Origin of the sequence: Luteimonas salinisoli (assembly GCF_013425525.1) — a bacterium.
Taxonomy (GTDB): domain Bacteria; phylum Pseudomonadota; class Gammaproteobacteria; order Xanthomonadales; family Xanthomonadaceae; genus Luteimonas; species Luteimonas salinisoli.
In genome coordinates this window covers 1-22,957 of sequence record NZ_JACCKA010000078.1, presented here as the reverse complement: position 1 = coordinate 22,957, position 22,957 = coordinate 1, and the positions used below count along the sequence as shown (strand labels likewise).

At 70.7% G+C, this 22,957-nt stretch carries 24 protein-coding genes; 15 read left to right on the top strand and 9 right to left on the bottom strand.

The window, feature by feature from the left end; genetic code table 11:
• Positions 1 to 12: 12 nt before the first annotated feature.
• The 14 genes from H0E84_RS13890 (at position 13) to H0E84_RS13825 (ending at position 12,115) form a co-directional block, all read left to right on the top strand.
• A complete protein-coding gene (locus H0E84_RS13890; RefSeq protein WP_180679252.1) occupies positions 13 to 558 on the top strand; it encodes a KdsC family phosphatase in 546 nt (181 codons plus the stop codon).
• Positions 555 to 1,115, top strand: coding sequence for an LPS export ABC transporter periplasmic protein LptC (gene lptC, locus H0E84_RS13885; RefSeq protein WP_180679251.1), 561 nt, complete (start codon positions 555 to 557; stop codon positions 1,113 to 1,115). The genes H0E84_RS13890 and lptC overlap by 4 nt, the downstream gene beginning before the upstream one ends.
• Positions 1,096 to 1,614 (top strand): lipopolysaccharide transport periplasmic protein LptA, encoded by a 519-nt coding sequence (gene lptA / locus H0E84_RS13880; RefSeq protein ID WP_180679250.1) that lies wholly within the window; start codon positions 1,096 to 1,098, stop codon positions 1,612 to 1,614. Before lptC ends, lptA begins: the two co-directional genes overlap by 20 nt.
• Positions 1,614 to 2,333, top strand: coding sequence for an LPS export ABC transporter ATP-binding protein (gene lptB, locus H0E84_RS13875; protein ID WP_180679249.1), 720 nt, complete (start codon positions 1,614 to 1,616; stop codon positions 2,331 to 2,333). The genes lptA and lptB overlap by 1 nt, the downstream gene beginning before the upstream one ends.
• Before the next feature lie 90 nt (positions 2,334 to 2,423).
• Positions 2,424 to 3,845 carry an RNA polymerase factor sigma-54 gene (locus tag H0E84_RS13870; protein ID WP_180679281.1) on the top strand — a complete coding sequence of 474 codons (1,422 nt, stop codon included), beginning with the start codon at positions 2,424 to 2,426 and terminating at the stop codon, positions 3,843 to 3,845.
• Between the two features lie 137 nt (positions 3,846 to 3,982).
• Positions 3,983 to 4,309: a ribosome hibernation-promoting factor, HPF/YfiA family gene (gene hpf, locus H0E84_RS13865; RefSeq protein WP_180679248.1), complete on the top strand. Its 327-nt coding sequence runs from the start codon at positions 3,983 to 3,985 to the stop codon at positions 4,307 to 4,309.
• A gap of 36 nt (positions 4,310 to 4,345) precedes the next feature.
• A complete protein-coding gene (locus H0E84_RS13860) occupies positions 4,346 to 4,801 on the top strand; it encodes a PTS sugar transporter subunit IIA (protein ID WP_180679247.1) in 456 nt (151 codons plus the stop codon).
• 25 nt (positions 4,802 to 4,826) lie between these two features.
• Entirely contained in the window at positions 4,827 to 5,786 is a 960-nt protein-coding gene (gene hprK / locus H0E84_RS13855) for an HPr(Ser) kinase/phosphatase (protein ID WP_180679246.1), read from the top strand.
• Positions 5,783 to 6,664 carry an RNase adapter RapZ gene (gene rapZ / locus H0E84_RS13850; RefSeq protein WP_180679245.1) on the top strand — a complete coding sequence of 294 codons (882 nt, stop codon included), beginning with the start codon at positions 5,783 to 5,785 and terminating at the stop codon, positions 6,662 to 6,664. The genes hprK and rapZ overlap by 4 nt, the downstream gene beginning before the upstream one ends.
• Positions 6,665 to 6,746: 82 nt before the next feature.
• On the top strand, positions 6,747 to 7,139 hold the full coding sequence (locus H0E84_RS13845; protein WP_180679244.1) for a PTS sugar transporter subunit IIA: 393 nt from the start codon (positions 6,747 to 6,749) through the stop codon (positions 7,137 to 7,139).
• Positions 7,140 to 7,205: 66 nt separating this feature from the next.
• Positions 7,206 to 7,475 carry an HPr family phosphocarrier protein gene (locus tag H0E84_RS13840; protein ID WP_180679243.1) on the top strand — a complete coding sequence of 90 codons (270 nt, stop codon included), beginning with the start codon at positions 7,206 to 7,208 and terminating at the stop codon, positions 7,473 to 7,475.
• Between the two features lie 3 nt (positions 7,476 to 7,478).
• A complete protein-coding gene (ptsP, locus tag H0E84_RS13835) occupies positions 7,479 to 9,203 on the top strand; it encodes a phosphoenolpyruvate--protein phosphotransferase (protein WP_180679242.1) in 1,725 nt (574 codons plus the stop codon).
• 417 nt (positions 9,204 to 9,620) lie between these two features.
• A complete protein-coding gene (mgtE, locus tag H0E84_RS13830; RefSeq protein WP_180679241.1) occupies positions 9,621 to 10,982 on the top strand; it encodes a magnesium transporter in 1,362 nt (453 codons plus the stop codon).
• Between the two features lie 320 nt (positions 10,983 to 11,302).
• Complete coding sequence (locus H0E84_RS13825) at positions 11,303 to 12,115, top strand: carboxylesterase family protein (RefSeq protein WP_180679240.1); 813 nt, start codon at positions 11,303 to 11,305, stop codon at positions 12,113 to 12,115.
• Between the two features lie 241 nt (positions 12,116 to 12,356).
• Here the strand turns inward: H0E84_RS13825 and H0E84_RS13820 are convergent, their stop codons facing one another.
• From H0E84_RS13820 to H0E84_RS13795, 6 genes are all read right to left on the bottom strand, one after another.
• Positions 12,357 to 13,304, bottom strand: coding sequence for an aspartate carbamoyltransferase catalytic subunit (locus tag H0E84_RS13820; protein ID WP_180679239.1), 948 nt, complete (start codon positions 13,302 to 13,304; stop codon positions 12,357 to 12,359).
• Positions 13,305 to 13,385: 81 nt separating this feature from the next.
• Positions 13,386 to 13,850: a Holliday junction resolvase RuvX gene (ruvX, locus tag H0E84_RS13815; protein ID WP_180679238.1), complete on the bottom strand. Its 465-nt coding sequence runs from the start codon at positions 13,848 to 13,850 to the stop codon at positions 13,386 to 13,388.
• The gene (locus H0E84_RS13810) at positions 13,847 to 14,413 is read right to left on the bottom strand and encodes a YqgE/AlgH family protein (protein ID WP_180679237.1); all 567 of its coding nucleotides are present in this window, start codon (positions 14,411 to 14,413) and stop codon (positions 13,847 to 13,849) included. The genes ruvX and H0E84_RS13810 overlap by 4 nt, the downstream gene beginning before the upstream one ends.
• A gap of 222 nt (positions 14,414 to 14,635) precedes the next feature.
• Entirely contained in the window at positions 14,636 to 15,418 is a 783-nt protein-coding gene (locus H0E84_RS13805; protein ID WP_219339756.1) for a sterol desaturase family protein, read from the bottom strand.
• Between the two features lie 12 nt (positions 15,419 to 15,430).
• Complete coding sequence (locus tag H0E84_RS13800) at positions 15,431 to 15,889, bottom strand: FKBP-type peptidyl-prolyl cis-trans isomerase (RefSeq protein WP_180679236.1); 459 nt, start codon at positions 15,887 to 15,889, stop codon at positions 15,431 to 15,433.
• A gap of 447 nt (positions 15,890 to 16,336) precedes the next feature.
• Positions 16,337 to 16,960, bottom strand: coding sequence for a superoxide dismutase (locus H0E84_RS13795; RefSeq protein WP_180679235.1), 624 nt, complete (start codon positions 16,958 to 16,960; stop codon positions 16,337 to 16,339).
• A 493-nt stretch (positions 16,961 to 17,453) separates the two neighbouring features.
• On the opposite strand from H0E84_RS13795, the gene H0E84_RS13790 reads away from it, so the two are divergent.
• Positions 17,454 to 18,368, top strand: coding sequence for a DUF72 domain-containing protein (locus tag H0E84_RS13790; RefSeq protein ID WP_180679234.1), 915 nt, complete (start codon positions 17,454 to 17,456; stop codon positions 18,366 to 18,368).
• 142 nt (positions 18,369 to 18,510) lie between these two features.
• Here the strand turns inward: H0E84_RS13790 and H0E84_RS13785 are convergent, their stop codons facing one another.
• From H0E84_RS13785 to H0E84_RS13775, 3 genes are all read right to left on the bottom strand, one after another.
• The gene (locus H0E84_RS13785) at positions 18,511 to 19,620 is read right to left on the bottom strand and encodes an alanine racemase (protein WP_180679233.1); all 1,110 of its coding nucleotides are present in this window, start codon (positions 19,618 to 19,620) and stop codon (positions 18,511 to 18,513) included.
• 59 nt (positions 19,621 to 19,679) lie between these two features.
• On the bottom strand, positions 19,680 to 21,161 hold the full coding sequence (locus H0E84_RS13780) for a tetratricopeptide repeat protein (RefSeq protein ID WP_219339755.1): 1,482 nt from the start codon (positions 21,159 to 21,161) through the stop codon (positions 19,680 to 19,682).
• Between the two features lie 371 nt (positions 21,162 to 21,532).
• The coding region (locus H0E84_RS13775; RefSeq protein ID WP_180679231.1) for an RHS repeat domain-containing protein at positions 21,533 to 22,957 on the bottom strand (1,425 nt) is incomplete at its 5' end.

The window sequence follows — 22,957 nt, the reverse complement described above, 5'->3', positions numbered from 1 at the left end:
GACCCGCAGCCGATGACCGCCCTCGCCGCCTATCCCGACGACGTGCTCGCCCGCGCCGCGAAGATCCGGCTGGCGTGCTTCGACGTCGACGGCACGCTCACCGACGGCAGGCTGCTGTTCGATGCCGAGGGCGGCGAGATGAAGGCCTTCCACGTCCACGACGGCCAGGGGCTGGTGCTGCTGCGGCGGGCCGGCATCGAGGTCGCCCTGGTCACCGCGCGCGCCAGCGCCGCCGTGGAGCGCCGCGCCGCCGAGCTGGGCGTGCAGGCCCACTGCGCGGTCGGCGACAAGCTGGCGAGGTTCGACCAGATCCGCGCCGCGCATGGACTGGAACGCGATGCGGTCGCCTTCATGGGCGACGACCTGCCGGACCTGGCGCCGATGCGCGTCGCCGGGCTGGCGGTGGCACCGGCCAACGCCCATGCCTGGGCCGCGGCGCACGCCCACTGGCGCACCGCCGCACGCGGGGGCGAGGGCGCCGCCCGGGAGTTGTGCGATCTGCTGCTCGCCGCCCAGGGCCGGTTGGACGCGTTGCTGGCTGCGGAGGCGACGCCATGAACTGGCGCCTGGCACTCACCCTGACGCTGCTGGTGGCGGCGATCGTCTCGGGCTGGTCGGCCTGGCGCCAGCGCGTCGAGCCGGTGCGGGCCGTCGCAGACGATACCCGCTCCGACTACGTGCTCGGCGATTTCGAGCTGACCGCGCTCAGCGGAGAGGGCAACGAATCGTTCACGCTGCGGGCGCCGCGGCTCGAGCAGCATCCGCAGGACCGCACCATCGCCATCGAGACGCCGCTGTTCCTGGTCCCCGATCGCGAGGGCCGCTATTGGCAGGCGCGCGCGCGCACCGGCCTGGTCGCCGCCGGCCACGACGAGCTGCAGCTGCGCGGCGACGTCCGCGTGGACGGCCCCGAGGACGACCCGCGCCCGGTGACGATGAATACCGAGCAAATGACCCTCTACCCCGAACGGAACATCGCGCGCAGCGACGAGCGGGTGACCGTGACCCAGCCGGGTTCTACAATCGAGGGCCGCGGCATGGAAGTCGACCTGTCCAGCAAGCGGTACACCTTCAACTCGGAAGTGAAGCAACGCCATGTCCCCACGCGCCGCTAGTGCACTGCTGGCCCTCGCCACCGCCCTGGCGCTGTCGCCCCCGGCCGCGGAGGCGCGCAAGTCCGACCGCAACCAGCCCATGGACATCGATGCCGGCAGGCACGAGGGGGTGTTCGACGACAGCGCCCCGACGGTGCTCTCGCGCGGGGTGACGATCACCCAGGGCACGCTGGACATCCGTGCCGACCGCGCCGACATCCACTCGCGCGGCGGCGACATCACCCGTGCGGTGCTCACCGGCGCGCCGGCGGTGATGCGCCAGGAGATGGACGACGGCGCGCCCATGACCGCCCGCGCCCGCAGGATCGACTACGACATGCGCACCGAGGTCGTCACCCTCACCGGCGATGCCTTCGTCGAGCAGCCGCGCGGCTCGATGAAGAGCCAGCGCATCGTCTACAACATGCAGACCGGGCGCGTGGAGAGCGGCGGCGACGACGCCGGCCGCGTACAGATGCGTTTCGAGCCCCGCAACGCCGCGCCGCAGGACGGCGACTGATGCTGGTCGCGGAAGGTCTGCGCAAGCGCTACCGCGCCCGCGAGGTGGTGCGCGACTTCGGCCTGACCCTGGATGCCGGGGAGGTGGTGGGGCTGCTGGGCCCCAACGGCGCCGGCAAGACCACCTGCTTCTACATGATCGTCGGTCTGGTGCCCGCCGATGCCGGGCGCATCGTGCTGGACGGCCACGACATCACCGCCCATCCGATGTACCGGCGCGCCCGGCTCGGGGTCGGCTACCTGCCGCAGGAACCGTCGGTGTTCCGCAAGCTGAGCGTGGCCGACAACATCCGCCTGGTGCTCGAGCTGCGCGAAGGACTCGACCGCAAGGCCCGCGAATCCGAGCTGGAGAGCCTGCTGGACGAGCTGCAGGTCACCCACGTCGCCGACCAGATCGGTGCCAGCCTCTCGGGCGGCGAGCGCCGCCGGGTGGAGATCGCCCGCGCGCTGGCGGCACGCCCCAGGCTGATGCTGCTCGACGAGCCGTTCGCGGGCGTCGACCCGATCTCGGTCGGCGAGATCCAGCGCATCATTCGTCATCTGAAGGACCGCGGCATCGGCGTGCTCATCACCGACCACAACGTGCGCGAGACCTTGGGCATTTGCGACCGCGCGTATATCCTCAACGAAGGCAGCGTGCTCGCGCAGGGGGCTCCGGATGCGCTGCTGGCCAATCCCGACGTGCGCAGGGTCTATCTGGGCGAATCGTTCCGCCTCTAGCTCCGGCGCCCGTCTCCGCCATGGATGCCCGGGCATGCCAGCGCACTGCTGTCCTGCCCGGGTACCGCCGGCCGTTCGTCGTTGGGGATGATGAAACCACGCCTGCAGACATCGCTCGGACAGCACCTCGTCCTGACCCCGCAGCTGCGCCAGGCCCTGCACCTGCTGCAGCTCTCGGCGCTGGAGCTGGAAGCCGAGATCGCCACCGCGGTGGAGAGCAACCCGCTGCTGGACTGGCAGGAGGACGCCCCCTTGCAGGCGCCCCGCCAGGACGACGGCGCCAGCCCCGGCGATGAACCGCGCGGCAGCGAGCCCGAGGCGCCCGAGCGCTGGGAGGCGGACGAGTCCTGGTACGGCGGTGCCGGCGCGGGCTCCGGCCCCGGCGGCGACGAGGACGGCGACCCCACCGAGCGGCTGGTGCAGATCGAGAGCCTGCGCGAGCACCTGTCCTGGCAGCTGCACCTGAGCCACCTGTCGCCGCGCGATCGCGGCATCGGCGAGGCGCTGATCGACGCGATCGACGACGACGGCTACCTGCGCGCGTCCTTCGACGACATCGCCGAGACCCTGCAGCCGGAGATCGAGTGCGGCAGCGCCGAGATCCTCGCGGTACTGCGCCAGATCCAGCGGCTGGACCCGGCCGGCGTCGGCGCGCGCGACCTGCGCGAATGCCTGCGCCTGCAGCTCGACGCCCTGCCCGCCGACGCCCCGGGGCGGGAGCTGGCCGGCCGGATCGTCGACGAGCTGATCGAGGACCTGCCGCGGATCGGCCCCCAGGGCCTGGCCGAGGCGCTGCACTGCGAGCCCTGTCACGCCGATACCGCGCTGCAGCTGTTGCGCTCGCTCGACCCGCGCCCCGGCGCGCAGATCGGCGGCGTGGCCAGCGATACCTACGTGGCGCCGGACTGCGCGATCGAGCGCCACCAGGGGGTGTGGAAGGTCGCCCTGGTCGGTGGCCCGCATTCGCGGCTCACCATCCACCGCGGCTACGAGGGCATGATCCGCCACGCCAGCGAGGCCGACGCCGGCTACCTGCGCGGCCGCCTGCAGGAGGCGCGCTGGCTGCTCAAGAACGTGCAGGCCCGCGGCGAGACCCTGCTCAAGGTGGTGCGCTGCCTGGTACGGCAGCAGTCCGGGTTCCTCGAGTTCGGTCCCCAGGCGCTGCGTCCGCTGACCCTGCGCGAGGTCGCCGCCGAGATCGGCATGCACGAGTCCACCGTCTCGCGCGCGATCGCGCGCAAGTACGTGCACACGCCCCGGGGCACCCTGCCGCTGCGCCAGTTCTTCGCCTCCGGGGTGGGCACCGACGGCGGCGGCCAGGCCTCCAGCACCGCCATCCAGCAGATGATCCGCGGCCTGGTGGACGGCGAGAACCCGCGCAAGCCGCTGTCCGACGCGCGCCTGGCCGAGGCGCTGAAGGCGGCCGGGGTTGCGGTGGCGCGGCGGACGGTGACCAAGTACCGCGAGGCGATGAACATCCCCTCCTCCCATGACCGCGTGCGGCTGGGTTGAACTGCCTACCGCGGCGGCGGTCGAACCCCGTGCACCGCGCGTTTGCCCCCCACCCGCCTTCGGGTACCCTGTCCCCGACCGCCGCGTCAGGCCAGCGCGCGACGCAGTCCGCACCCACCCATTCAGGAGGATCGCCGATGCGCACCGAAACCCACGGCCATGAGATCGAGGTCACGCCCGCCCTGCGCGACTACGTCGACAGCAAGCTGGAGCGGCTGTCGCGCCATTTCGAGCGGCCCTTCGACGTGCGCATCCAGCTCGGGCTAGACAAGCCCCAGCACAAGGCCGAGGCCACGGTGACCCTTCCCGGCCGTACCCTGCATGCCGACGCCAGCGCGGTCGACATGTACGCCGCGATCGACCTGCTGGCCGACAAGCTGGACCGCCTGCTGGTCAAGCACAAGGACCGCATGGTCGACCACCATCGCGGCCAGAACCCGGTCCGCGACGGCAGCTTCGGCTGAGCCCGGGCCCGCTCCCGGAACCCGCCTGCACCGGCGATGCCCTGCACCGACCTCCTCGCAGCCGAGCGGATCGCGATCCTGGCCGGACCGGCCTCGCGCGAGGCCGTGCTCGATGCCGTCGCGCGCCTGCTCGGCACCGATCCGGCCGATGCCGGGCGGATCGGTGCGATGCTGCACGCCCGCGAGGCGCAGTGCAGCACCGGAATCGGCCACGGCGTGGCGATCCCGCACGTACGCGGCGGCCGCGCACCGACGGCCGCGTTCCTGAAACTGTCCGCGCCGGCGGGGTTCGACGCTTGCGATGGCGAGCCGGTCGACCTGGTGTTCGCGATGCGCGTGCCCGACGACCACCCCCAGGACCACCTGCAGGTCCTGGCGGACCTTGCCGGCTGTTTCGCCGACCCCGGCTTTCGCGGGCGCCTGCGCGCCTGCGAGGACGTCGATGCGCTGCGCACCGTCCTGCTCGGCGACGCCTGGCGGCGCGCAGCGTGAACCGCACCCGGGGGGAGACGCCGCGATGAACGCCAGCATCACCGCGCAGGACTTGTTCGACCACCAGCAGGAACGGCTCGAGCTGCGCTGGCTGGCCGGCCAGCAAGGTCAGGCCCGGGTGATCGAGGCGGTGGAGACCGTCGCCCGGCGGCCGTCGCTGGCCGGCTATCTCAACATCATCTATCCCAACAAGGTGCAGATCCTCGGCACCGAGGAGCTGGCGTGGCTGGATGCGCTGGACGCGCGCCAGCGCTGGGAGACGATCGAGAAGATCATGCAGTTCCGGCCGCTGGCGCTGGTGATCAGCAAGAACCAGAACTGCCCCGAGGACCTGCGCGAGATGGCCGAGGACTCGGAGATCCCGCTGTGGACCTCCCCGCGCCGCGGTCACGAGCTGCTCAACCACCTGCAGTACCACCTGGCGCGGGCGCTGGCGCCGCGGGTCACCCTGCATGGCGTGTTCATGGAGATCTACTCGATCGGCGTGCTGATCACCGGCGAGTCCGGCTCGGGCAAGAGCGAGCTCGCGCTCGAGCTCATCACCCGCGGCCATCGCCTGGTGGCGGACGATGCGCCGGAGTTCACCCAGATCGCCCCCGACGTGCTCGACGGCACCTGCCCCGAGCTGCTCCAGGACCTGCTGGAACTACGCGGCCTGGGGGTGCTCAACATCCGCGAGATGTTCGGCGACACCGCGGTCAAGCGCAACAAGTACCTGCGACTGATCGTGCACCTGGCCAAGCCCGACCACGACGAGCCGCGGCCCGACAACGGCGGCATGGAACGCCTGACCGGCGACCTCGGCTCGCGCCCGGTGCTGGACCTGGAAGTGCCGATGATCACTTTGCCGGTGATGCCCGGCCGCAACCTGGCGGTGCTGACCGAGGCCGCGACCCGTACCCATATCCTGCGCGCCAAGGGGGTCGACCCGGCGGCGGCGTTCCTGGCGCGGCATTCGCACTTCCTCGAGCGGGGGGCGCCATGAGCGCCGCGCCGACACCCGCGCCGACGCTGTTGATCGTCACCGGCATGTCCGGCAGCGGCAAATCGGTGGCGCTCAACACGTTCGAGGACCTGGGCTTCTACTGCACCGACAACCTGCCCGCGGACCTGCTGCCGCACTTCGTGCGCAGCCTCGGTGCCGGCGACGGCTCGCCGCAGAAGCTCGCGGTCGGCATCGACGTGCGCAACCGCCACCGCGACCTGGCCAACATCCCGGAGTGGCTGTCCGCGGTCGCGGGGCTCGGCTTCGATCCGAGGCTGGTGTTCTTCGAGGCCTCGGACGCGGTGCTGCTCAGGCGCTACGCCGACACCCGGCGCCGGCATCCGCTCAGCCACGCCGGCCTGGCCCTCGCCGATGCCATCGCCCTGGAGCGGCAGGTGCTCAAGCCGCTGCGCGCGCTGGCCGACATCGTCATCGACACCAGCGAGTTCAACGTCCACCAGCTGCGCCGCAGGGTGATCACCGAGCTGGGCCTCGCGCTCGACACCACCCTGTCGCTGCTGTTCGAGTCGTTCGCCTACCGCCACGGGGTGCCGGGGGACGCCGACTTCGTGTTCGACACCCGCGGCCTGCCCAATCCGCACTGGGTGCCGCGGCTGCGTCCGCTGTCCGGGCGCGACGCCGCGGTGCGCGACCATCTGGAAGCGCAGCCCGACGTGGCCGAATACTTCGGACAGGTCGCCGCGTTCCTGGACCACTGGCTGCCGCGGATGCGCTCGGACACCCGCAGTTACGTCACCATCGCCTTCGGCTGCAGCGGCGGCCGCCACCGCTCGGTGTACCTGGCCGAGAAGATGGCGGCGCACGCCCGCGCCGGCGGCTGGGACGACGTCGCCACCTTTCACCGCGAACTGGACTGACCGCCGCCCCCCGGACGGCCCGCAACGGTACGTCCCGGCCCGGCGCTTCCTGCCCGTCGCCCTGCTCTGCTAAGTTGTCGGCATGTCCGTCGGCGTCCTGCTCGTCACCCATGAAGGCATCGCCAGCGCCCTGCTGGCGGTGGCGCGCGGCATGCTGCGCAACCTGCCGCTGAAGGCCGAGGCCTTCGAGATGCCCTTCGATGCCGATCCCGACGCGGTGCTGCCGCAGGCGAGCGCGGCGATGCGGCGGGTGGACGACGGCCAGGGTGTGCTCATCCTCACGGATCTGTACGGCGCCACCCCGAGCAACCTCGCATCGCGCTTGGCCCGGCTCGGCACCCCGGTGCGCCGGGTCTCGGCGCTCAGCCTGCCGATGCTGCTGCGGGTGATGAACTACGCCGAGCTCGGCCTCGACGACCTGCCGGCCGTCGCCGCCGCCGGCGCGCGCAACGGAGTGATCCATGACGACGCCTGAGCGCGGCCCGGCCCCCGCCGCTGCCGATGCCGCAAGCGGACACCGACGAGCCACGGGAGACCGGCAATGATCGAACGCGACCTGGTGGTCTCCAACCGCCTCGGCCTGCACGCGCGCGCGACCGCCAAGCTGGTCCAGGTGCTCTCGGCGTTCCGCTGCAACGCCACCCTCAACGCCAAGGGCCGCGAGGTCAATGCCAAGAGCATCATGGGGGTGATGCTGCTGGCGGCCGGTCCCGGAACGCCGGTGGTGCTGCGCGTCGAAGGCGAAGACGAAGCCGCCGCGGTGGAAGCGGTGGTCGCGCTGTTCGAGCGACGATTCGACGAGGATTCCTGACCCGTGCGCCAGGTGTTCTCCGGGCAGGGCGCGTCGCGGGGCAATGCCCTCGGCCGCGCCCGGGTCCGCCTGCCGCATGCGCTGGAGGTCTCCGAGGAGCACATCGCCGCCGATGCCGTCGATGCCGAGCTGGAGCGGCTGCACGAGGCCATCGCCCAGGTGCGCGGCGAGCTGCGCGGGCTGCGCGAACGCCTGCACGGCGCGCTGGCGCACGAGATCGGCGAGTTCCTAGACCTGCACGCGCTGCTGCTCGACGACCCCGAGCTGCTGCAGGGCCTGGACGCGCTGATCCGCAAGGGGCGCTACAGTGCCGATTACGCGCTGCGGCTGCAGCGCGACCGCCTGGCCGCGGTGTTCCAGGGGCTGGACGACGCCTATTTCCGCAGCCGCGTCGAGGACCTGGACCACGTGGTCGGGCGACTGCACGCGGCCCTCCACCGCCGCGAAGCGGAACTGCAGGGGGTGGCCGGCGAGATCCTGGTCACCGACAACGTCGCCCCGTCCGAGCTCGCCCAGCTGCAGTCGCAGGGCGTGCTGGCGGTGATCACCGCCGGCGGCAGCACGCTCTCGCACAGCGCGATCCTCGCCCGCAGCCTGCACCTGCCTCTGGTGGTCGGGGCCGCCGAAGCGCTGCAGCAGATCAACGACGGTGACGTGATCTGCGTGGACGGCGCCAGCGGCCAGCTCGTGCGCGAGCCGAAGGCGGCCGACCTGCGCGCCTACCGGGCGCGGGTGCGCGAGGAGCGCCGCGAGCGCAAGCAGTTGTACCGGCTGCGCCGGGAACCCACGCGCACCCTCGACGGCACCGACATCCTGCTCTACGCCAATGCCGAGTCGCGCGAGGACGTGGCCGACGCGCATGCGCTCGGCGCCGCCGGCGTCGGCCTGTACCGCACCGAGTTCCTGTTCCTGCAGCGCGAGGGCCTGCCGGACGAGGAGGAACAGTTTCTCGCCTACCGCGACGCCGTGCTCGGCATGACCGGCCGGATGGTGACCATCCGCACCCTCGACCTGGGCGCCGACAAGAGCGATCGCAGCGGCCTGACCCTGCCCAGCGAACCGAACCCGGCGCTGGGTTGTCGCGGCGTGCGCCTGTCGCTGGCGCGGCGCGACGTGTTCGTCAGCCAGCTGCGGGCGATCCTGCGCGCCTCCGGCTACGGCCCGGTACGGATCCTGGTGCCGATGATCACCCATCGCGGCGAGGTCCTCGAGGTGGCCGCACTGGTGCGGCAGGTCGCCCGGGACCTGCGCAGCGAGGGCCACGAGATCGCCGGGCACGTCCCACTCGGGGCGATGATCGAGGTTCCCGCGGCGGCGATCGCGCTGCCCGGTTTCATCAGCGACGTCGACTTCGTCTCCGTCGGCACCAACGACCTGGTCCAATACCTGCTGGCGGCGGACCGCAACAACGAGGCGCTGGACACGCTCTACGATCCGCTGCATCCCGCGGTGCTGCGCCTGCTGCGCGACGTGGTGCGCACCGCCAGGGCGCGGCGCAAGCCGGTGGCGGTCTGCGGCGAAATGGCCGGCGACCCCGTCTTCACCCCGCTGCTGCTGGCGCTGGGGCTGGGCGAACTGAGCCTGCATCCGGCGACCCTGCTCGAGGTGCGGCGGGCGATCCGCGGCCTCGACCTGGTCCACCTGCGCGCGCGGACGCCCGCGCTGATGCGCGCGCGCGACCGCGCCGGCGTCGAACGCTGGCTCGAGGCGGCGCGGCCCAGCGCCTGACGCCCCACCCGCACGTAGAGCCGAGCTTGCTCGGCTACGCGGGCGCCGGAGCCGGGAGCAGCGGAGCGAGCTCCGCTCTACGCAGGTGCAGGGCAGCGGCCGGGCGACACCACCCGCCACACGTAGAGCCGAGCTTGCTCGGCTGCACGGGCTCCGGAGCCGGGAGCAGCGGAGCGAGCTCCGCTCTACGCAGGTGCAGGGCAGCGGCCGGGCGACATCCCCCCGCCACACGTAGAGCCGAGCTTGCTCGGCTGCACGGGCGCCGGAGCCGGGAGCAGCGGAGCAAGCTCCGCTCTACGGGGGACGAGCGCACGCGGCGGCAGGGTGGGCAGATCCGGGGGCAGCGGCGATAATGCACGCATGAACGCCTGATCCTGTCGCGCCTCTGGGGGCACGACGCGCCAACGGAAGAGCCGCATGGCCGAAGCCGCCCGCCACGACAAGACCGCGCGCCAGCTGCGTCTGCTCTCCGATGCGCTGGACAGCGGCCGTCTCGGCCCGGTGCGGCGCCTGGTCAATACCCTCTCCCCCGCCGAGATCGGCAACCTGCTGGAGTCGCTGCCGCACGACAAGCGCATGGTGGTGTGGGGGCTGGTGGACCCGGAGGACGACGGCGAGGTGCTGGTCCACGTCGGCGACGAGGTCCGCGAGGGCCTGATCGCCGACATGGACCCGGACGAGCTGGTCGCGGCGGTCGAGGATCTCGACATCGACGACCTCGCCGACCTGGTCGAGGATCTGCCGGACACGGTGATCGACGAGATCCTCAAGTCGATGGACCGCGACAACCGCGAGCGCCTGGAACAGGCGCTGTCCTACGAGGAGGACACCGCCGGCCGCCTGATGAACCCCGACGTGGTGACAGTGCGCGCCGACACCACCGTCGACGTGGTGCTGCGCTTCCTGCGCCTGCGCGGAGAGTTGCCCGAGCACACCGATCATCTTTACGTGGTCAATCGCCGCCACCAGCTGATGGGCTGGGTAGCGCTGCAGGACCTCGTGACCCGCGATACCGGCACCCCGATCAACCAGCTGATCGACGATTCGCTCACCGCGCTGCACGTCAGCGAGTCGGCCCAGGAAGTCGCGCGTCAGTTCTCCGACCACGACTGGGTGTCGGCGCCTGTGGTCGACGACGGCAACGTGCTGCGCGGCCGCATCACCATCGACGACGTGGTCGACATCATCCGCGAGCAGGCCGAGCACCAGGCGCTGGGCGCCGCCGGCCTGGACGAGGACGAGGATCTGTTCTCGCCGATCCGCCGCGCGGTGCGCGGCCGCGTGGTGTGGCTGGGCGTCAACCTGCTGACCGCGTTCATGGCGGCGTTCGTGATCGGACGCTTCGAGGCGACGATCGAGCAGATCGTGGCGCTGGCGGTGCTGATGCCGATCGTCGCCGGGATCGGCGGCAACGCCGCGGTGCAGGTGCTGACGCTGATGGTGCGCGGCCTGGCGCTGGGCCAGGTGGGCCCCAGCAACGCCGGCATCCTGCTGTGGAAGGAGCTGCGGGTGGCGCTGATCAACGGCCTGCTGATTGGCGCGCTGGTCGGCGCCGTCGCCCTGGCCTGGTTCCACGACTGGGTGCTGTCGCTGGTGATCGGCGCGGCGCTGGTGATCAACTTCAGTTGCGCGGCGCTGGCCGGCGTGCTGGTGCCGCTGCTGCTGCGGCGCATGCGCATCGACCCGGCGGTGGCCGGCACGGTGGTGGTGACCGCGGTCACCGACGTGATCGGCTTCTTCAGCTTCCTGGGCCTGGCCACCGTGATCCTGCTGCGCTGACGGTCACGGCCCGCTGGAGACCGCGTAGCGGAGCAAGCTCGGCTCTACCCGGCTCCGGTGGCCGCGGTGGTGGCCGTCCACCCTCGTAGAGCGGAGCTTGCTCCGCTGCTCCCGGCTCCGCGGACGGGCGGGAACGATGCGCGAAGCGCGCCTCCATGTACGCGAACCGGTCCCGGCAGCCGGCCCGGCGCGTCCGCCACGCAGCGCCGACTGCGCCGCAAGGCCGGCAAGCGGGGTATCGTTGGATCTTCTGGCTGATGTTCGCGCTGCACGCGATCGCGGTCGTCGTCTCCGGATCGAACGAACGATGGTGAACCCCCATGACCCGAGCCTTCCGCGACCCCGCCCCGCAACGTCTCCGCATCGCGCTGGCCGCGCTCGCGCTCCTGCTGCTGGGCGCCTGTGCCGCCATCACGCCGGCTGATACGGGACGGATCGTGGAGCGCGAGATAGAGGTGCACGGCCAGCGGCATGCCTATCGCGTGTTCGTGCCCGCGGGCGTCCGGGGCGGCGCGCTGCGACCCATCGTTCTGTTCCTGCACGGCTCGGGCGAGCGCGGCAGCGACGGGGAACTGCCGACCCGCGTCGGCCTCGGCCCCCACGTGCAGAGCCGCGCGCGCGACTTCCCGGCGATCGTGGTGTTCCCGCAGGCGCCGGCGGAGAGCGAGTGGAGCGACAACCTCGCGCTGGCCGAGGCGACACTGGACGCCGCGATGCGCGAGTTCGGCGGCGACCCGCAGCGCACCTATCTCACCGGCCTGTCGATGGGCGGATACGGCACCTGGGAGCTGGCCCTGGCGCGCCCCGGGCGCTTCGCGGCGCTGGTGCCGGTGTGCGGCGGACTCGAGGCGCCGGCGCACCGGCCGGGCCTGCGGGTGGCGTCGGTGGCGGGCGCACCGGATGCGTTCGCCGCCGCGGCGCAGCGCCTGCGCGACACGCCGGTGTGGATCTTCCACGGCGCCAAGGACGACCTGGTACCGCCGCAGCAGTCGCGGCGCATGGCCGCCGCGCTGGAGGCCGCCGGGGCCGCGGACGTCCGCTACACCGAGTTCCCCGACGCCAACCACAACAGCTGGGATCCGGCCTACGCCACTCCGGAGTTGTGGGAGTGGCTGTTCGCCCAGCGTCGCTAGCGCCCAACGCGTGCCCTGCCCGCCGAGAATGCCGACATCCGCGGACAGCCTTCGGCAGGGATGGCGGCGATGCCGGGCGCTGCCGCCGACGCCGGCTTTCGCGTGCATGGCACGCTCCTACGAGGGCGAACGCGCGGTTGCGGCGATGCCTGTAGGAGCGGCCCATGGCCGCGAAGGCCCGCGAATCTTCGACGGACACGCAGCCGGCGTTCGCCGCGTGTTGGCGGCACGCTCCAACTCGCTAGGCCAGCAGCATCTCCAGCACCGCCATCCGCACCGCCACGCCGTTGGCCACCTGGCGCAGGATCATCGACTGCGGACCGTCGGCGACCTCGTCGTCGATCTCCACGCCACGGTTGATCGGCCCCGGGTGCAGCACCGCGGCGTCCGGCGCCGCCCGGCGCAGGCGCGCCGCGGTGAGCCCGTAGGCGGCATGGTAGGCCTGCAGCGAGGGCACCAGGCCCTCGGCCATGCGCTCGCGCTGCAGGCGCAGCATCATCACCGCATCGACCCCTTCCAGCGCGGCGTCGAAATCGTGCCCGACCGTGCATCCGGCCAGGGTGTCGTCGTCGGGCAGCAGCGCCTGCGGACCGCAGACCCGGATCTCCGAGCCGCCGCCGGCGCCGACCCCGAGCGTGCGCAGCGCATGCAGCGCCGAGCGCGCCACCCGCGAATGGCGCACGTCCCCGACGATCAGGATCCGCAACCCGGCCAGGTCGTCGCCGCGCGCCTGGCGCAGGGTCAGCATGTCGAGCAGCCCCTGGGTGGGGTGCGCATGGCGGCCGTCGCCGGCGTTGACCAGGGCGGTGCCCGGCGCCGCCGCCGCGGCGAGCGCCGCCACCGCGCCGTCCTCGTCGTGGCGCACCACGAACGCGTCCACGCCCATCGCCTCGATGGTCTTCAGGGTGTCGCGGCCGCTCTCGCCCTTGGTGGTCGAGGACGTCGACGCGTCGAACCCCAGCACGTCCGCGCCGAGCCGTTGCGCGGCGCGCTGGAAGCTCATGCGCGTGCGCGTGGAGGGCTCGAAGAACAGCGTGCAGACCGCGCGGCCCGCCAGTGCGCGGTCGTCGGCCTGGCCGTCGGTGATCTCCTGGGCGCGGTCGAGCAGGCGCACCAGGGTGGCGCGCGGCAGGCCCTCGAGCGTCAGCAGGTGGCGCAGGCGCCCGTGGGAATCGGTTTGCGGAAACATGCGCGGGATGACGCCTTTGGGTGGAAGGGTTGGGATGGCGCTGTCGGCGAATAACCCCGGCCGCTCGCCTGGCGCGGGATTCTATGCCACCGGGCTGGCATCCTCCGGCGCCGCGAGGTAGCGCTCGACGATGACCGCCGCCGCCACCGCATCGAGCGCGGCGGCGTCGCGGCGGCGGCGGCGGCCCTCGGCGCGGTCCACGGCGAAGCGCTGCGCCGCCTCGATCGAGCTGGCGCGCTCGTCCACCAGCACCACCGGCAGGCGGTAGCGCGCACGCAGCTCGCGGGCGAACGCGTGCGCGCGCCGGCGCGCCGGCTGGTCGCCGTCGTCGAGGGTGAGCGGATCGCCCACCACCAGGCCGTCGGGACGCCATTCCTGCTGCAGGCGGTCGATGCTGGGCCAATCCGGCTCGCGGTCGTGGACGTCGACCACCGCCAGCGCGCGCGCGCCGTGGCCGAAGCTGCTGCCCACCGCCACGCCGATGCGCCGCGCGCCGACGTCGAACCCGAGCACGGTGCCATCGACGGTGATGGCGGCGGCGGTCATGCGTGGCCCGAGTAGTCCGCCATGCGCTGCAGGTCCACGCCGATGCGGCCCGCGGCGGTCTGCCAGCGCGCCTCCAGCGGCACCGCGAACAGCAGTTCGGAGTCCGCGGGCACGGTGAGCCAGCTGTTCTCGGTCAACTCGTGCTCGAGCTGCCCCGCACCCCAGCCGGCACAGCCCAGCGCGACCGCGGCGCGCGACGGGCCATCGCCGCGGGCGATGGCCTCGAGCACATCGCGCGAGGTCGTCACGTAGAGCCCGTCGGCGATCTCCAGGCTCGAGTCCCAGGCGCGGTCGCCGTCGTGGATGACGAAGCCGCGTTCGGGATGCACCGGCCCGCCGGCCAGCACCGCCTGGCCGCGCAGCAGTTCGTCGCCGGTCTCGATGTCCATCTGCTCGAACACCTCGCCCAGGGTGTATTCCGAGGCGCGATTGACGACCACGCCCATGGCGCCGTCCTCGTCGTGCTGGCAGATCAGCGCCACCGAGCGGGCGAAATTGGGGTCGGACAGGGCCGGCAGCGCGATCAGCAGCTGGCTGGCGAGCGGGGTGGGATCGACGGGCATGGGGGCATTCTAGCGGCTCGTCCGTGACGCCGCCGGGTGCGCGCGCTGTCCCCGGCCCGCATTCCCGCGACCTGCAAAGCGGCGCTCGGGCCCCCGGGGGGCGCAGCCCTGCCGGTGGGCCGTACGGAAGGTCGCGGGGGGGGCGGTCGAAGCACACGGGCGAGAGGCCATGGAAAGACCACGTTCATCGGCCACCCGGGGTCCGGCTCGGACCCTGCCGGGTCAGGGGCCTGCGGCCCGGCGCGCGGACGCAAGCTGAGCGTCGGCGGCGTCGTCCGGAAGCCGCGTGCCGAACCAGCGGTCCATGAAATTGAACAGGAAGCCGTAGTTGCCGTGGTAGCAGGCGTGATGCAGGTGATGGCGGCGACTCGCCGCCAGCCAGTGGTCGTGGCCGACCCCGGGCGCATAGTCGTAGTTGGAATGGCCGAGGTTGTTGAGCAGCAGGCTCGCCACCGGCAGCGCCAGCAGCGCGGCGAAGCTGAAGTCGTGCAGCAGCATCGGCAGCAGGATCACGTTGCCCAGCAGCACCGCCTCCAGCGGGTGGAAGCTGTAGGTGGCGAACGGCGTGGTCACCAGCGAGCGGTGGTGGTGCTGGTGATAGCGGCGCAGGGGCCGGGTGTGGAGCAGCCGGTGGTTGGCGTAGAAGTGCACGTCGTTCCAGACCACGAGCACCGCGATCTCGGCGGCGATCCGCAGCGCGCCCGGGTCCTGCGCCAGCCGCGCCCAGCCCAGCTGCACGAGCCACCACGGCAGCACGCTGCCGATGCCGAACACCAGCAGAGACAGCGCCGACAGCGAGATTTCCCCGCGCAGCTGCCGCGGCCGCAGCGGCCGCGGGTCGATGCGGCCGCCCAGCCCGAGCGCCGGCAGCACCCGGCGCGTCAGCAGCCAGTTGCCGCCGCAGAACAGCACGTAGATCGCGGTGAAGAAACCGAACCCGGCGGCCATCGCCGCAGGTGCCGGCAGCGCCGCCCAGGAATTGCCCAGCGCGACCAGGGCGTCCACGATCCGCTCCGCTCAGCCGAGGCCGAACTGCAGTTCTTCCGGGCTGGCCAGGCGGACGTCCATCACCTCCACCTCGGCCACGAACGGCCGCCCGGCGAGCGGGTTGTTGCCGTCGACGGTGATGGTGTCGCCCTCTACCGCGGTGATCACGACCTCCAGCGGACCGCGGGCGGTCTGCGCCTCCAGCCTGCCGCCGGCTTCCGGCTGCCCGGTGCCGGTATAGACGTCCCGCGGCAGGGTCTGCACGAGTTCCGGATGGCGCGGGCCGAAGCCGGCCTCCGGCGGGACGGTCACTTCGAAGCGGTCGCCGGCGCTGCGCCCCTCCAGCGCCTCCTCCAGCCCGCGTACGATGCTGCCGGTGCCGTGGATGTAGACCAGCGGCTCGCGGCCGCGGGTACTGGCGATCTGCCGCCCGTCCTCGTCCTTGAGGGTGAAGTGGATGGTGCCGACCCGCCGGTTCGCGATTTCCATGTCTCGTCAGTCAGTAGGGAACCGCCGGCATCTTCGCGCGGCGGCAAACGGCGGCGCAAGTCCAGGACTCCGCCCGCCCGGCCATCGGCAGCCGTGCCCCGTAGGAGCGTGCCATCCACGCGAAAGCCGGCGTGGTGGGCCACACCCGGAATCACCGCCAACGCGGCCGGAGCCGCACGCGGCCTTCGCGACCATGGGTCGCTCCTACGGGATCCGTAAATCCCGCGGCATCCATCGGTCGGACGTGCCCCGTAGGAGCGTGCCATCCACGCGAAAGCCGGCGCCGCTGCCGGCACCCCCGTGCCACCGCCGATTCCACCGAAGCCTCCTGCCGCATCGCGACCGCAGCTCGCCCTGCAAGCGAGCAACTGCGGCTCCGAAATCGGGATGCGACAAGAAGAAAGCCGGGGCGAGCCCGGCTTTCGTCGAAACACTGGCAGCGCGGGCTCAGCCCACCGCGGCGCGGTAGCGGCGCTCCACCTCGTTCCAGTCGATCACGTTGAAGAACGCCGAAATGTAGTCCGGACGGCGGTTCTGGTACTTCAGGTAATAGGCGTGCTCCCAGACGTCCAGCCCCAGGATCGGGGTGTTGCCGGAACCGATGCCCTTCATCAGCGGGCTGTCCTGGTTGCCGGTGTCCTCCACCGCCACCTTGCCGTCCTTGCCGACCACCAGCCAGGCCCAGCCGCTGCCGAACCGGCCCTTGGCCGCGGTGGCGAAGGCTTCCTTGAAGGCGTCGAAGCCGCCCAGGTCGCTCTCGATGCGCTTGGCCACCTCGCCGCCCGGCTTGCCGCCGCCGTCGGTGGACATCACCGTCCAGAACAGCGAGTGGTTGGCGTGGCCGCCGCCGTTGTTGCGCACCGGCTTGCGCAGCTTCTCCGGAAGCGCGTCGATGTCGGCGATCAGCTGCTCGATCGGCGTGTCCGCGTAGTCGGTGTCCTTGATCGCGTCGTTGAGGTTGTTGATGTAGGTCTGGTGGTGCTTGGTGTGGTGGATTTCCATCGTCTGCGCGTCGATATGCGGCTCGAGCGCGTCGTATGCGTACGGCAGGTCGGGAAGGGTGTGGGCCATTGCGGTCTCCGTTCCGGGGGATGAAGACCGCCATTGTGCACCGCGGCGGTAAAAACGGCATCAACCCCCGGGGAACGGAGCATTGCAGCCCCCATGCCCCATCCCGCCCCGCGCGACCCCGTGCCTGCCGGGCCGCCGCGATGCGAGAACGGCGCTGTCCTCGTAGGAGCGCGCCAAGCGCGCGAAGACCGACGCCGACGAATGTGCCGGCCATCACCGCGCCGTCACCGGAAGATCCTGCCGCGCGCCCGGGCGCAGCGCCGCCGGGGTGGACCACAGGCACGCGCTGGTTTCACGGGCGCTTGCCGCTCCGGCAACCACCCTGATCGCCCTGGCAGCGTCGCTCTCCGAGTTACCGGGGCACCCCTTTTCCGCCGCACCCGGGGGCGGCGCCGCACGCCACCCGGCCGCAGGAACCGGTCGCTGCCCGCCGAGCACCGCGAGCGTGGAGCCGATTCCGGCCGGCATTCGACGGATCCTCCCAGCAACGAACATGAGCAAGACCGAAAGGACCGACTCGGCCCCCGGCACCGTCCGCATCGGCATCTCCGGCTGGCGCTATGCGCCTTGGCGCGGCAAGTTCTATCCGAAGGGCCTGGCGCAGCGGCGCGAGCTCGAATACGCCGCCTGCAGCTTCCCGACCATCGAGATCAACGGCACCTTCTACTCCCTGCAGCGACCGGACAGCTTCCGGCTGTGGCACGAGGAGACGCCGGACGATTTCGTCTTCGCAGTCAAGGGCAACCGCTTCATCACCCACCTCCGGCGCCTGCGCGACGCGGACCAGGCGCTGGCCAACTTCCTCGCTTCGGGGCTGCTGGCACTGGGCCCGAAGCTGGGCCCGCTGCTGTGGCAGCTGCCGCCGAACTTCCGCTACGAGGAGGAACGGATGCGCGTCTTCCTGCAGTCGCTCCCGCAAGACACCGGCGCCGCCCTGCGCCTGGCCCGGCGCCGCGAAACCGCACGCATGCGCGGCCGCAGCGCGCTCTCGATCGACCACGAGCGGCCGCTGCGGCACGCGATGGAAGTGCGCCACGAAAGCTTCCGCGACCGCGGCTTCATCGAACTGCTGCGCGCGCACAACGTGGCCCTGGTGGTGGCCGACACCGCCGGAAAATGGCCGCTGCTCGAGGACGTCACTGCAGACTTCATGTACCTGCGCCTGCACGGCGACAAGGAGCTCTACGCCAGCGGCTATGGCGACGACGCCCTCGACGACTGGGCGCGGCGCATCGCCGCCTGGGCCCGCGGCACCCAGCCGCAGGGCGCGCGGCGCGTCGTCGACGGCGCGGTCCCACGCCGCCCGCGCGACGTGTACTGCTACTTCGACAACGACATCAAGGTGCACGCCCCGTACGACGCGAAGTCACTCGCGCAGAAGGTCGAGGCGCGGCTGCGCAAGTCCTGATCGAGATGGTCGACCGGGCCGAAGTCGCGAAGCACCCACCCAATGGGAACCGATGGATGCCGCGGCACAGCCGTTCAAATGAAGCGCACCGAATCGCGATGCACCCCACTCCCCGTGGGAGCGACGGAAGTCGAGACCCGACCTATCCGCCTCCAGCGCCTCTACCCATCATCCCCAGCGTCTCCCCCGCAAGCGTCCGGTACCGCCCCATCGCATCCGCGGTCAGGCAGGAATGCACCGGCAGGAACAGCAAGCTGTCGCCCGGACGCGTGCGCACGACGACGTCGGCCGGCGCGGCGACGATTCCGTGTTCCTGCGACAGCCTGACCAGGCGCACGTCCGGCCGCAGCTCGCCCCAGCCATCGGAAGTCCGCTCGACCGCCAGCCCGAAGATCCGCTCGCCTTCGAACTCCATCGCGTCCTTCGAGAAATGCACCGCCCCGCCGTGCACCACCAGCTCCCCGCGGCCGGGATGCCGCGCCACCACCGGGCAGGCCATCGCCACGGCGATGTCCTCCACCCCGCAGGCGCCGATCTGCCACTGCATCAGGTCGTAGAACACGAAGTTGCCCGGCCGGATCTCGCCCGCGCCGGGAAAGGCCTCGGCGATCGAGCAGGTCGGCGTGTCGCCGACCGAGATCTCAAGCGGCCCGCAGCCGGCCAGCTCGTCGCGCAGCCGCCCGAGCAGCGACAGCGTCTGCTCGTGCACCGCAGCGATCTCGCGAACGCCGCGCGCCGCGTAGCTGTGGCCGGCATGGGCGAGCAGCCCGCGCAGGCGGACATCGCCACGCCCGGCCACCGAGGCGGCCAGCGCCCGCAATCCATCTGCATCGTCCGGATCGAGCCCGGTACGGTGGGTCCCCACGTCGATCTTCAGCCAGGCATCCACCGGCGCGGAGAACCGCACGCCGTCGAGCGCCTGCGCGTCCGCCAACACGATGCCGAAGGCGACCCGCGCCGCCAGCGCCTCGACCCGCTCGCGCATCCCCGGATGGAACGGGAACGCCAGCGTGATGTCGCGCCAGCCGTCCTCCGCGAAGTACTCCGCCATCGCCAGCGACGACACCGTGATCTCCTCGACCCCGACCTCGCGGAACCAGCGCCCGACCTCATGGCTTTGGTGCGTCTTGAAATGCGGGCGCAGGCGCACCCCCGCGGCGGCAGCGCGCTCCGCCATGCGCTCGAGGTTATGCCGGGCCCGAGCGGCATCGAGCAGCAGAACGGGTTCGGACAGCAGGGTTGAGAGGGCCATGGACGCGCTCGCACGACGGAACAGGTCCGATCATTGCACACGAGAACGGGCAGGCCAGGCTACTCCTCGCCTAGAAACCGCATGATGTTGGCGATCGGATCGCGGAACTCCGGATCATCCGCCGGAGCGAGTTCGAGGAACCTGCGCGCGGTCGCGTGCACTTCGGGGCGCTTCAGGCTGTGCTGGACGTTGGCGAGCAGCAGCCAGGCATCCGGGTCTTCGGGAAGCAGGCGGGTCAGCCGCGCCGCGTACGGCTCGGCCATTCCCGGCTCCAGGGTGAGATGGACCCACATCCGGCAGACGCCCCTGAGAGCCTCGGTATGCTCGGGGTCCAGTTCCAGGGTTCTCAGATACTGCTGTTCGGCCAGATCGAAATTCTGGCGCCGGTGGTGAATGGACGCCATCCGGTACGGGTGCGCGGCATTCCCGGGATCCCGCTGCGCCGCGCCCGCGTAGTCGCGAAGCGCCCGCTGCCATTCGTCCATCTTTTCCCAGGAATACGCGCGGCTGGCCAGGCGCTCCGCCGTGTTTCCCGCGAACCGCAGCAGCTGGCTCCCCAGCATCGCCGCTTCCGCGTGGCGACCGGCCATGTCCGCCACCCAGGCCGCAGACTCGATGGTCGAGTACTCCGGGCCGCCGGCCAACGCGCGACGATAGGCGTCGAGCGCCGGACCGAACTGCCGGCGGTGGCTGAGCTGTGCGCCTTCATACGAATCGCGCTCGACCTTCAGCAGCGCGAGTCTCGGATTGCGCTCGCCGTACGCCTGCGCGTCGCGAATCACCGCGTCGATCCGCTCCATGCTCCCACCCCAGTTCGGGGAGAGAAAGTGGATGGCGGTCTGGCGCACGTAGTAGTTGGACGGCGAGACGTCCACCGCCTTGGCCAGCACCTCCGCCGAACGCCCCCTCCCGCCGCTCAGTGCAAGGGCGCGCAACAACTCCATGTGGGCCGGAAGCAGCCCGGGCTCGGCCAGAATCGCGCGCTCGGCCAGCGCGCTGCTTTCCCCGGCCAATCGGCGTACGGCGTCCAGGCGCTCCCTGGGGATCTCCCTCGCGGGTCGCTCGCCCCGAATCGCCCAGGCCTGCTCCATCAGGACCTTGGCGCGCAGAGTCGACGCATACGGATCGTCGGGAGCGGCCTCCGACCAGCGCCTGCTGTACTCATCGAGTTCCTCGGGCCCGGACCAGCCGGCCGTGCGAAACGCTCGGTACAGCAGCCGCTCCGGATCGGCGCCCGAATGATGGCGCCGCAGGTATCCCGCGTACAGCGAATGGAGCCCGCTCCAGTCGGCACGCTCGATGCGATCGCGCAGCTCCTCGGCCTCGATCACCAGGGTGCGGTTGTCGCCGCACAACGCGCGGACGATCGAACGGGACCATTCGAGCCCCGGCGGATTCGGAGCGCTGGTGCAGCGCTTGAGCCGATCGCTCCTGGCTTCGGCCTTTTCCGCCGCGGCATACCAGGCTTCGTGCACGGAAACCCCGCTGGCGGGGTCGATGTCCTTCGACTTGCAAGCAACGCCGGCCGAGAGCAGCAGCAACGATGTCGCTATCGACGTCAGGCGCCTTGCCATATCCACTCTCTGCAACGATCGACGTACCTCAAGGACGCTCGGTCACTCCGAAGGCACAACACTGATTTCTCCCGAATCATTCATCACCAGAAGGACGGTAAATATTCCATGGCGCCGATCTTCTGGAGGAATGATTCGAATCAGGTACTCCCCATCGGCTACGCAGATCCGTCGGATTCTATAGCCTTCCTCGTACCCGGTTAGATCCGAAATCCTAGAGTGCAGTCTCTCGGCAGATATGGGGAGTTCCGAGATTTCCACGCTTTCACAAAACTCACGGGCAACTTCGCCCCCTGAATCGGCGCCGACAGTGCCGCATCCGACCAACATTGTCATCACTAAAAGCCGTACATGCTGCACGACAATTCCCTCCGTTCCCTTTCAGCAGAGCGAATTACCTGCTCGGCTTCTTCTTTGCATTCGCAAGAAGAGTCGAGAATGTTCTTTGCGCATTGGAGGCCCAAACCATATGCCCTGCATTCGCTCATGTCTCTGAAATGATCGTAGTGAGCCATATCTCTTGGCGCCACCCTCTCATCGTCTGGCAGGCTACCCCTACGACGGTTCGCACACGATCTTGACCCATAACGAGCAACATAGTCACTTATGTGTTGCTGCTCGTGAGCTTGGGTGCAACTTCTCATGCATGGGCTGGCGCAATTGACGATCTCGTACCCACCTCTTCCATCACATTGGATCGTGCCTGTGCTCCCTACGCCTACATGCGCTTCGATATTTGAACATGTAATGGGGCTCAATCCCCGGGCGTCTTGCCACAAGAGAGAATTACTGTAAGCGTAACCGTACGTTGCTATACCGCCTTGAAAGCCAATCGGATCGCTCTGCGAGTACCGGCCCGTTTCTGGCTCGTAGTCCCGAAAATAGTTCTGGCTGAGCGCGCTCGCCGCATCGTACCGCTGCCCCGGGAAGCGCATATCGAACACGAACCCAGTGCCGTCGGCATCCGGATCTTCATTCGGCGGGCTGTTGCCGAAAGCCTCGCTGGCCAAGTCCCAGTTCCATACGGCCACGCTACGCACCGGATCGATCACCGCACGCGGCGTGCCGAGGTGATCGGGCTGGACGTAGTGGAGGCGATTGATTCCTGAGGCGCCGACTAGCAGGCCGACCGGGTAGTCGTCCAACCAGATCGCCTGCTGCAGCGGGTTACCCGCAGCGTCGTAGTCGCCGAGCCAGCGTCCGGCCTCGTCGAAGACCGTGGTCGTGTCGCTGGAGCCCAGGTGCCTGCGCACTTGCTCGCCCTTGCCGTTGTAGACGTAGTGCATCGCCACCGCGCCGCCCTGCTTCGCCTGGCTCATGCGGTTTGCGGCGTTGTAGACGAACTCCCTGGCCGTGCCGATGGCCAGGGTATTGCCGGCGTTGTCGTAGCTGCGGGCCACGCCGGCCACGGCGGCGAGCCGGTGGCTGTCGGTCGGATAGCTGTAGGCCTGGCTGCCGCCGGCATTGGTGAAGCTGGTGCGGTTGCCGGTGACGTCGTAGCCGTAGCTCTCAATGGCCGTGCTGGCGGCGCCGTCGCGGAAGGCGGTGAGTCGGCCGAGCGGGTCGTAGTCGAAGCTGGCCCGCGGCGGCTCGGCCAGGTCGGCGGTGTGCAGCGCCGTGAGATTGCCGACCGGATCGTAGCTGTAGCCGAAATCCAGTCCGCCGGCGGCCGGGTCGCTGATGGACGCGGGCCGGTAATCCAGATCATGCACCCGATCGAGGCGACGGCCGTTCCCGTACGTCCATCCGGCGGCCGGGCCGAA

Bases quoted from the DNA above. Each gene is read 5' to 3' on its own strand.
- H0E84_RS13890 (WP_180679252.1), top strand. From the start codon at position 13: ATGACCGCCCTCGCCGCCTATCCCGACGACGTGCTCGCCCGCGCCGCG.
- lptC (WP_180679251.1), top strand. From the start codon at position 555: ATGAACTGGCGCCTGGCACTCACCCTGACGCTGCTGGTGGCGGCGATC.
- lptA (WP_180679250.1), top strand. From the start codon at position 1,096: ATGTCCCCACGCGCCGCTAGTGCACTGCTGGCCCTCGCCACCGCCCTG.
- lptB (WP_180679249.1), top strand. From the start codon at position 1,614: ATGCTGGTCGCGGAAGGTCTGCGCAAGCGCTACCGCGCCCGCGAGGTG.
- H0E84_RS13870 (WP_180679281.1), top strand. From the start codon at position 2,424: ATGAAACCACGCCTGCAGACATCGCTCGGACAGCACCTCGTCCTGACC.
- hpf (WP_180679248.1), top strand. From the start codon at position 3,983: ATGCGCACCGAAACCCACGGCCATGAGATCGAGGTCACGCCCGCCCTG.
- H0E84_RS13860 (WP_180679247.1), top strand. From the start codon at position 4,346: ATGCCCTGCACCGACCTCCTCGCAGCCGAGCGGATCGCGATCCTGGCC.
- hprK (WP_180679246.1), top strand. From the start codon at position 4,827: ATGAACGCCAGCATCACCGCGCAGGACTTGTTCGACCACCAGCAGGAA.
- rapZ (WP_180679245.1), top strand. From the start codon at position 5,783: ATGAGCGCCGCGCCGACACCCGCGCCGACGCTGTTGATCGTCACCGGC.
- H0E84_RS13845 (WP_180679244.1), top strand. From the start codon at position 6,747: ATGTCCGTCGGCGTCCTGCTCGTCACCCATGAAGGCATCGCCAGCGCC.
- H0E84_RS13840 (WP_180679243.1), top strand. From the start codon at position 7,206: ATGATCGAACGCGACCTGGTGGTCTCCAACCGCCTCGGCCTGCACGCG.
- mgtE (WP_180679241.1), top strand. From the start codon at position 9,621: ATGGCCGAAGCCGCCCGCCACGACAAGACCGCGCGCCAGCTGCGTCTG.
- H0E84_RS13825 (WP_180679240.1), top strand. From the start codon at position 11,303: ATGACCCGAGCCTTCCGCGACCCCGCCCCGCAACGTCTCCGCATCGCG.
- H0E84_RS13820 (WP_180679239.1), bottom strand. From the start codon at position 13,304: ATGTTTCCGCAAACCGATTCCCACGGGCGCCTGCGCCACCTGCTGACG.
- ruvX (WP_180679238.1), bottom strand. From the start codon at position 13,850: ATGACCGCCGCCGCCATCACCGTCGATGGCACCGTGCTCGGGTTCGAC.
- H0E84_RS13810 (WP_180679237.1), bottom strand. From the start codon at position 14,413: ATGCCCGTCGATCCCACCCCGCTCGCCAGCCAGCTGCTGATCGCGCTG.
- H0E84_RS13800 (WP_180679236.1), bottom strand. From the start codon at position 15,889: ATGGAAATCGCGAACCGGCGGGTCGGCACCATCCACTTCACCCTCAAG.
- H0E84_RS13795 (WP_180679235.1), bottom strand. From the start codon at position 16,960: ATGGCCCACACCCTTCCCGACCTGCCGTACGCATACGACGCGCTCGAG.
- H0E84_RS13790 (WP_180679234.1), top strand. From the start codon at position 17,454: ATGAGCAAGACCGAAAGGACCGACTCGGCCCCCGGCACCGTCCGCATC.
- H0E84_RS13785 (WP_180679233.1), bottom strand. From the start codon at position 19,620: ATGGCCCTCTCAACCCTGCTGTCCGAACCCGTTCTGCTGCTCGATGCC.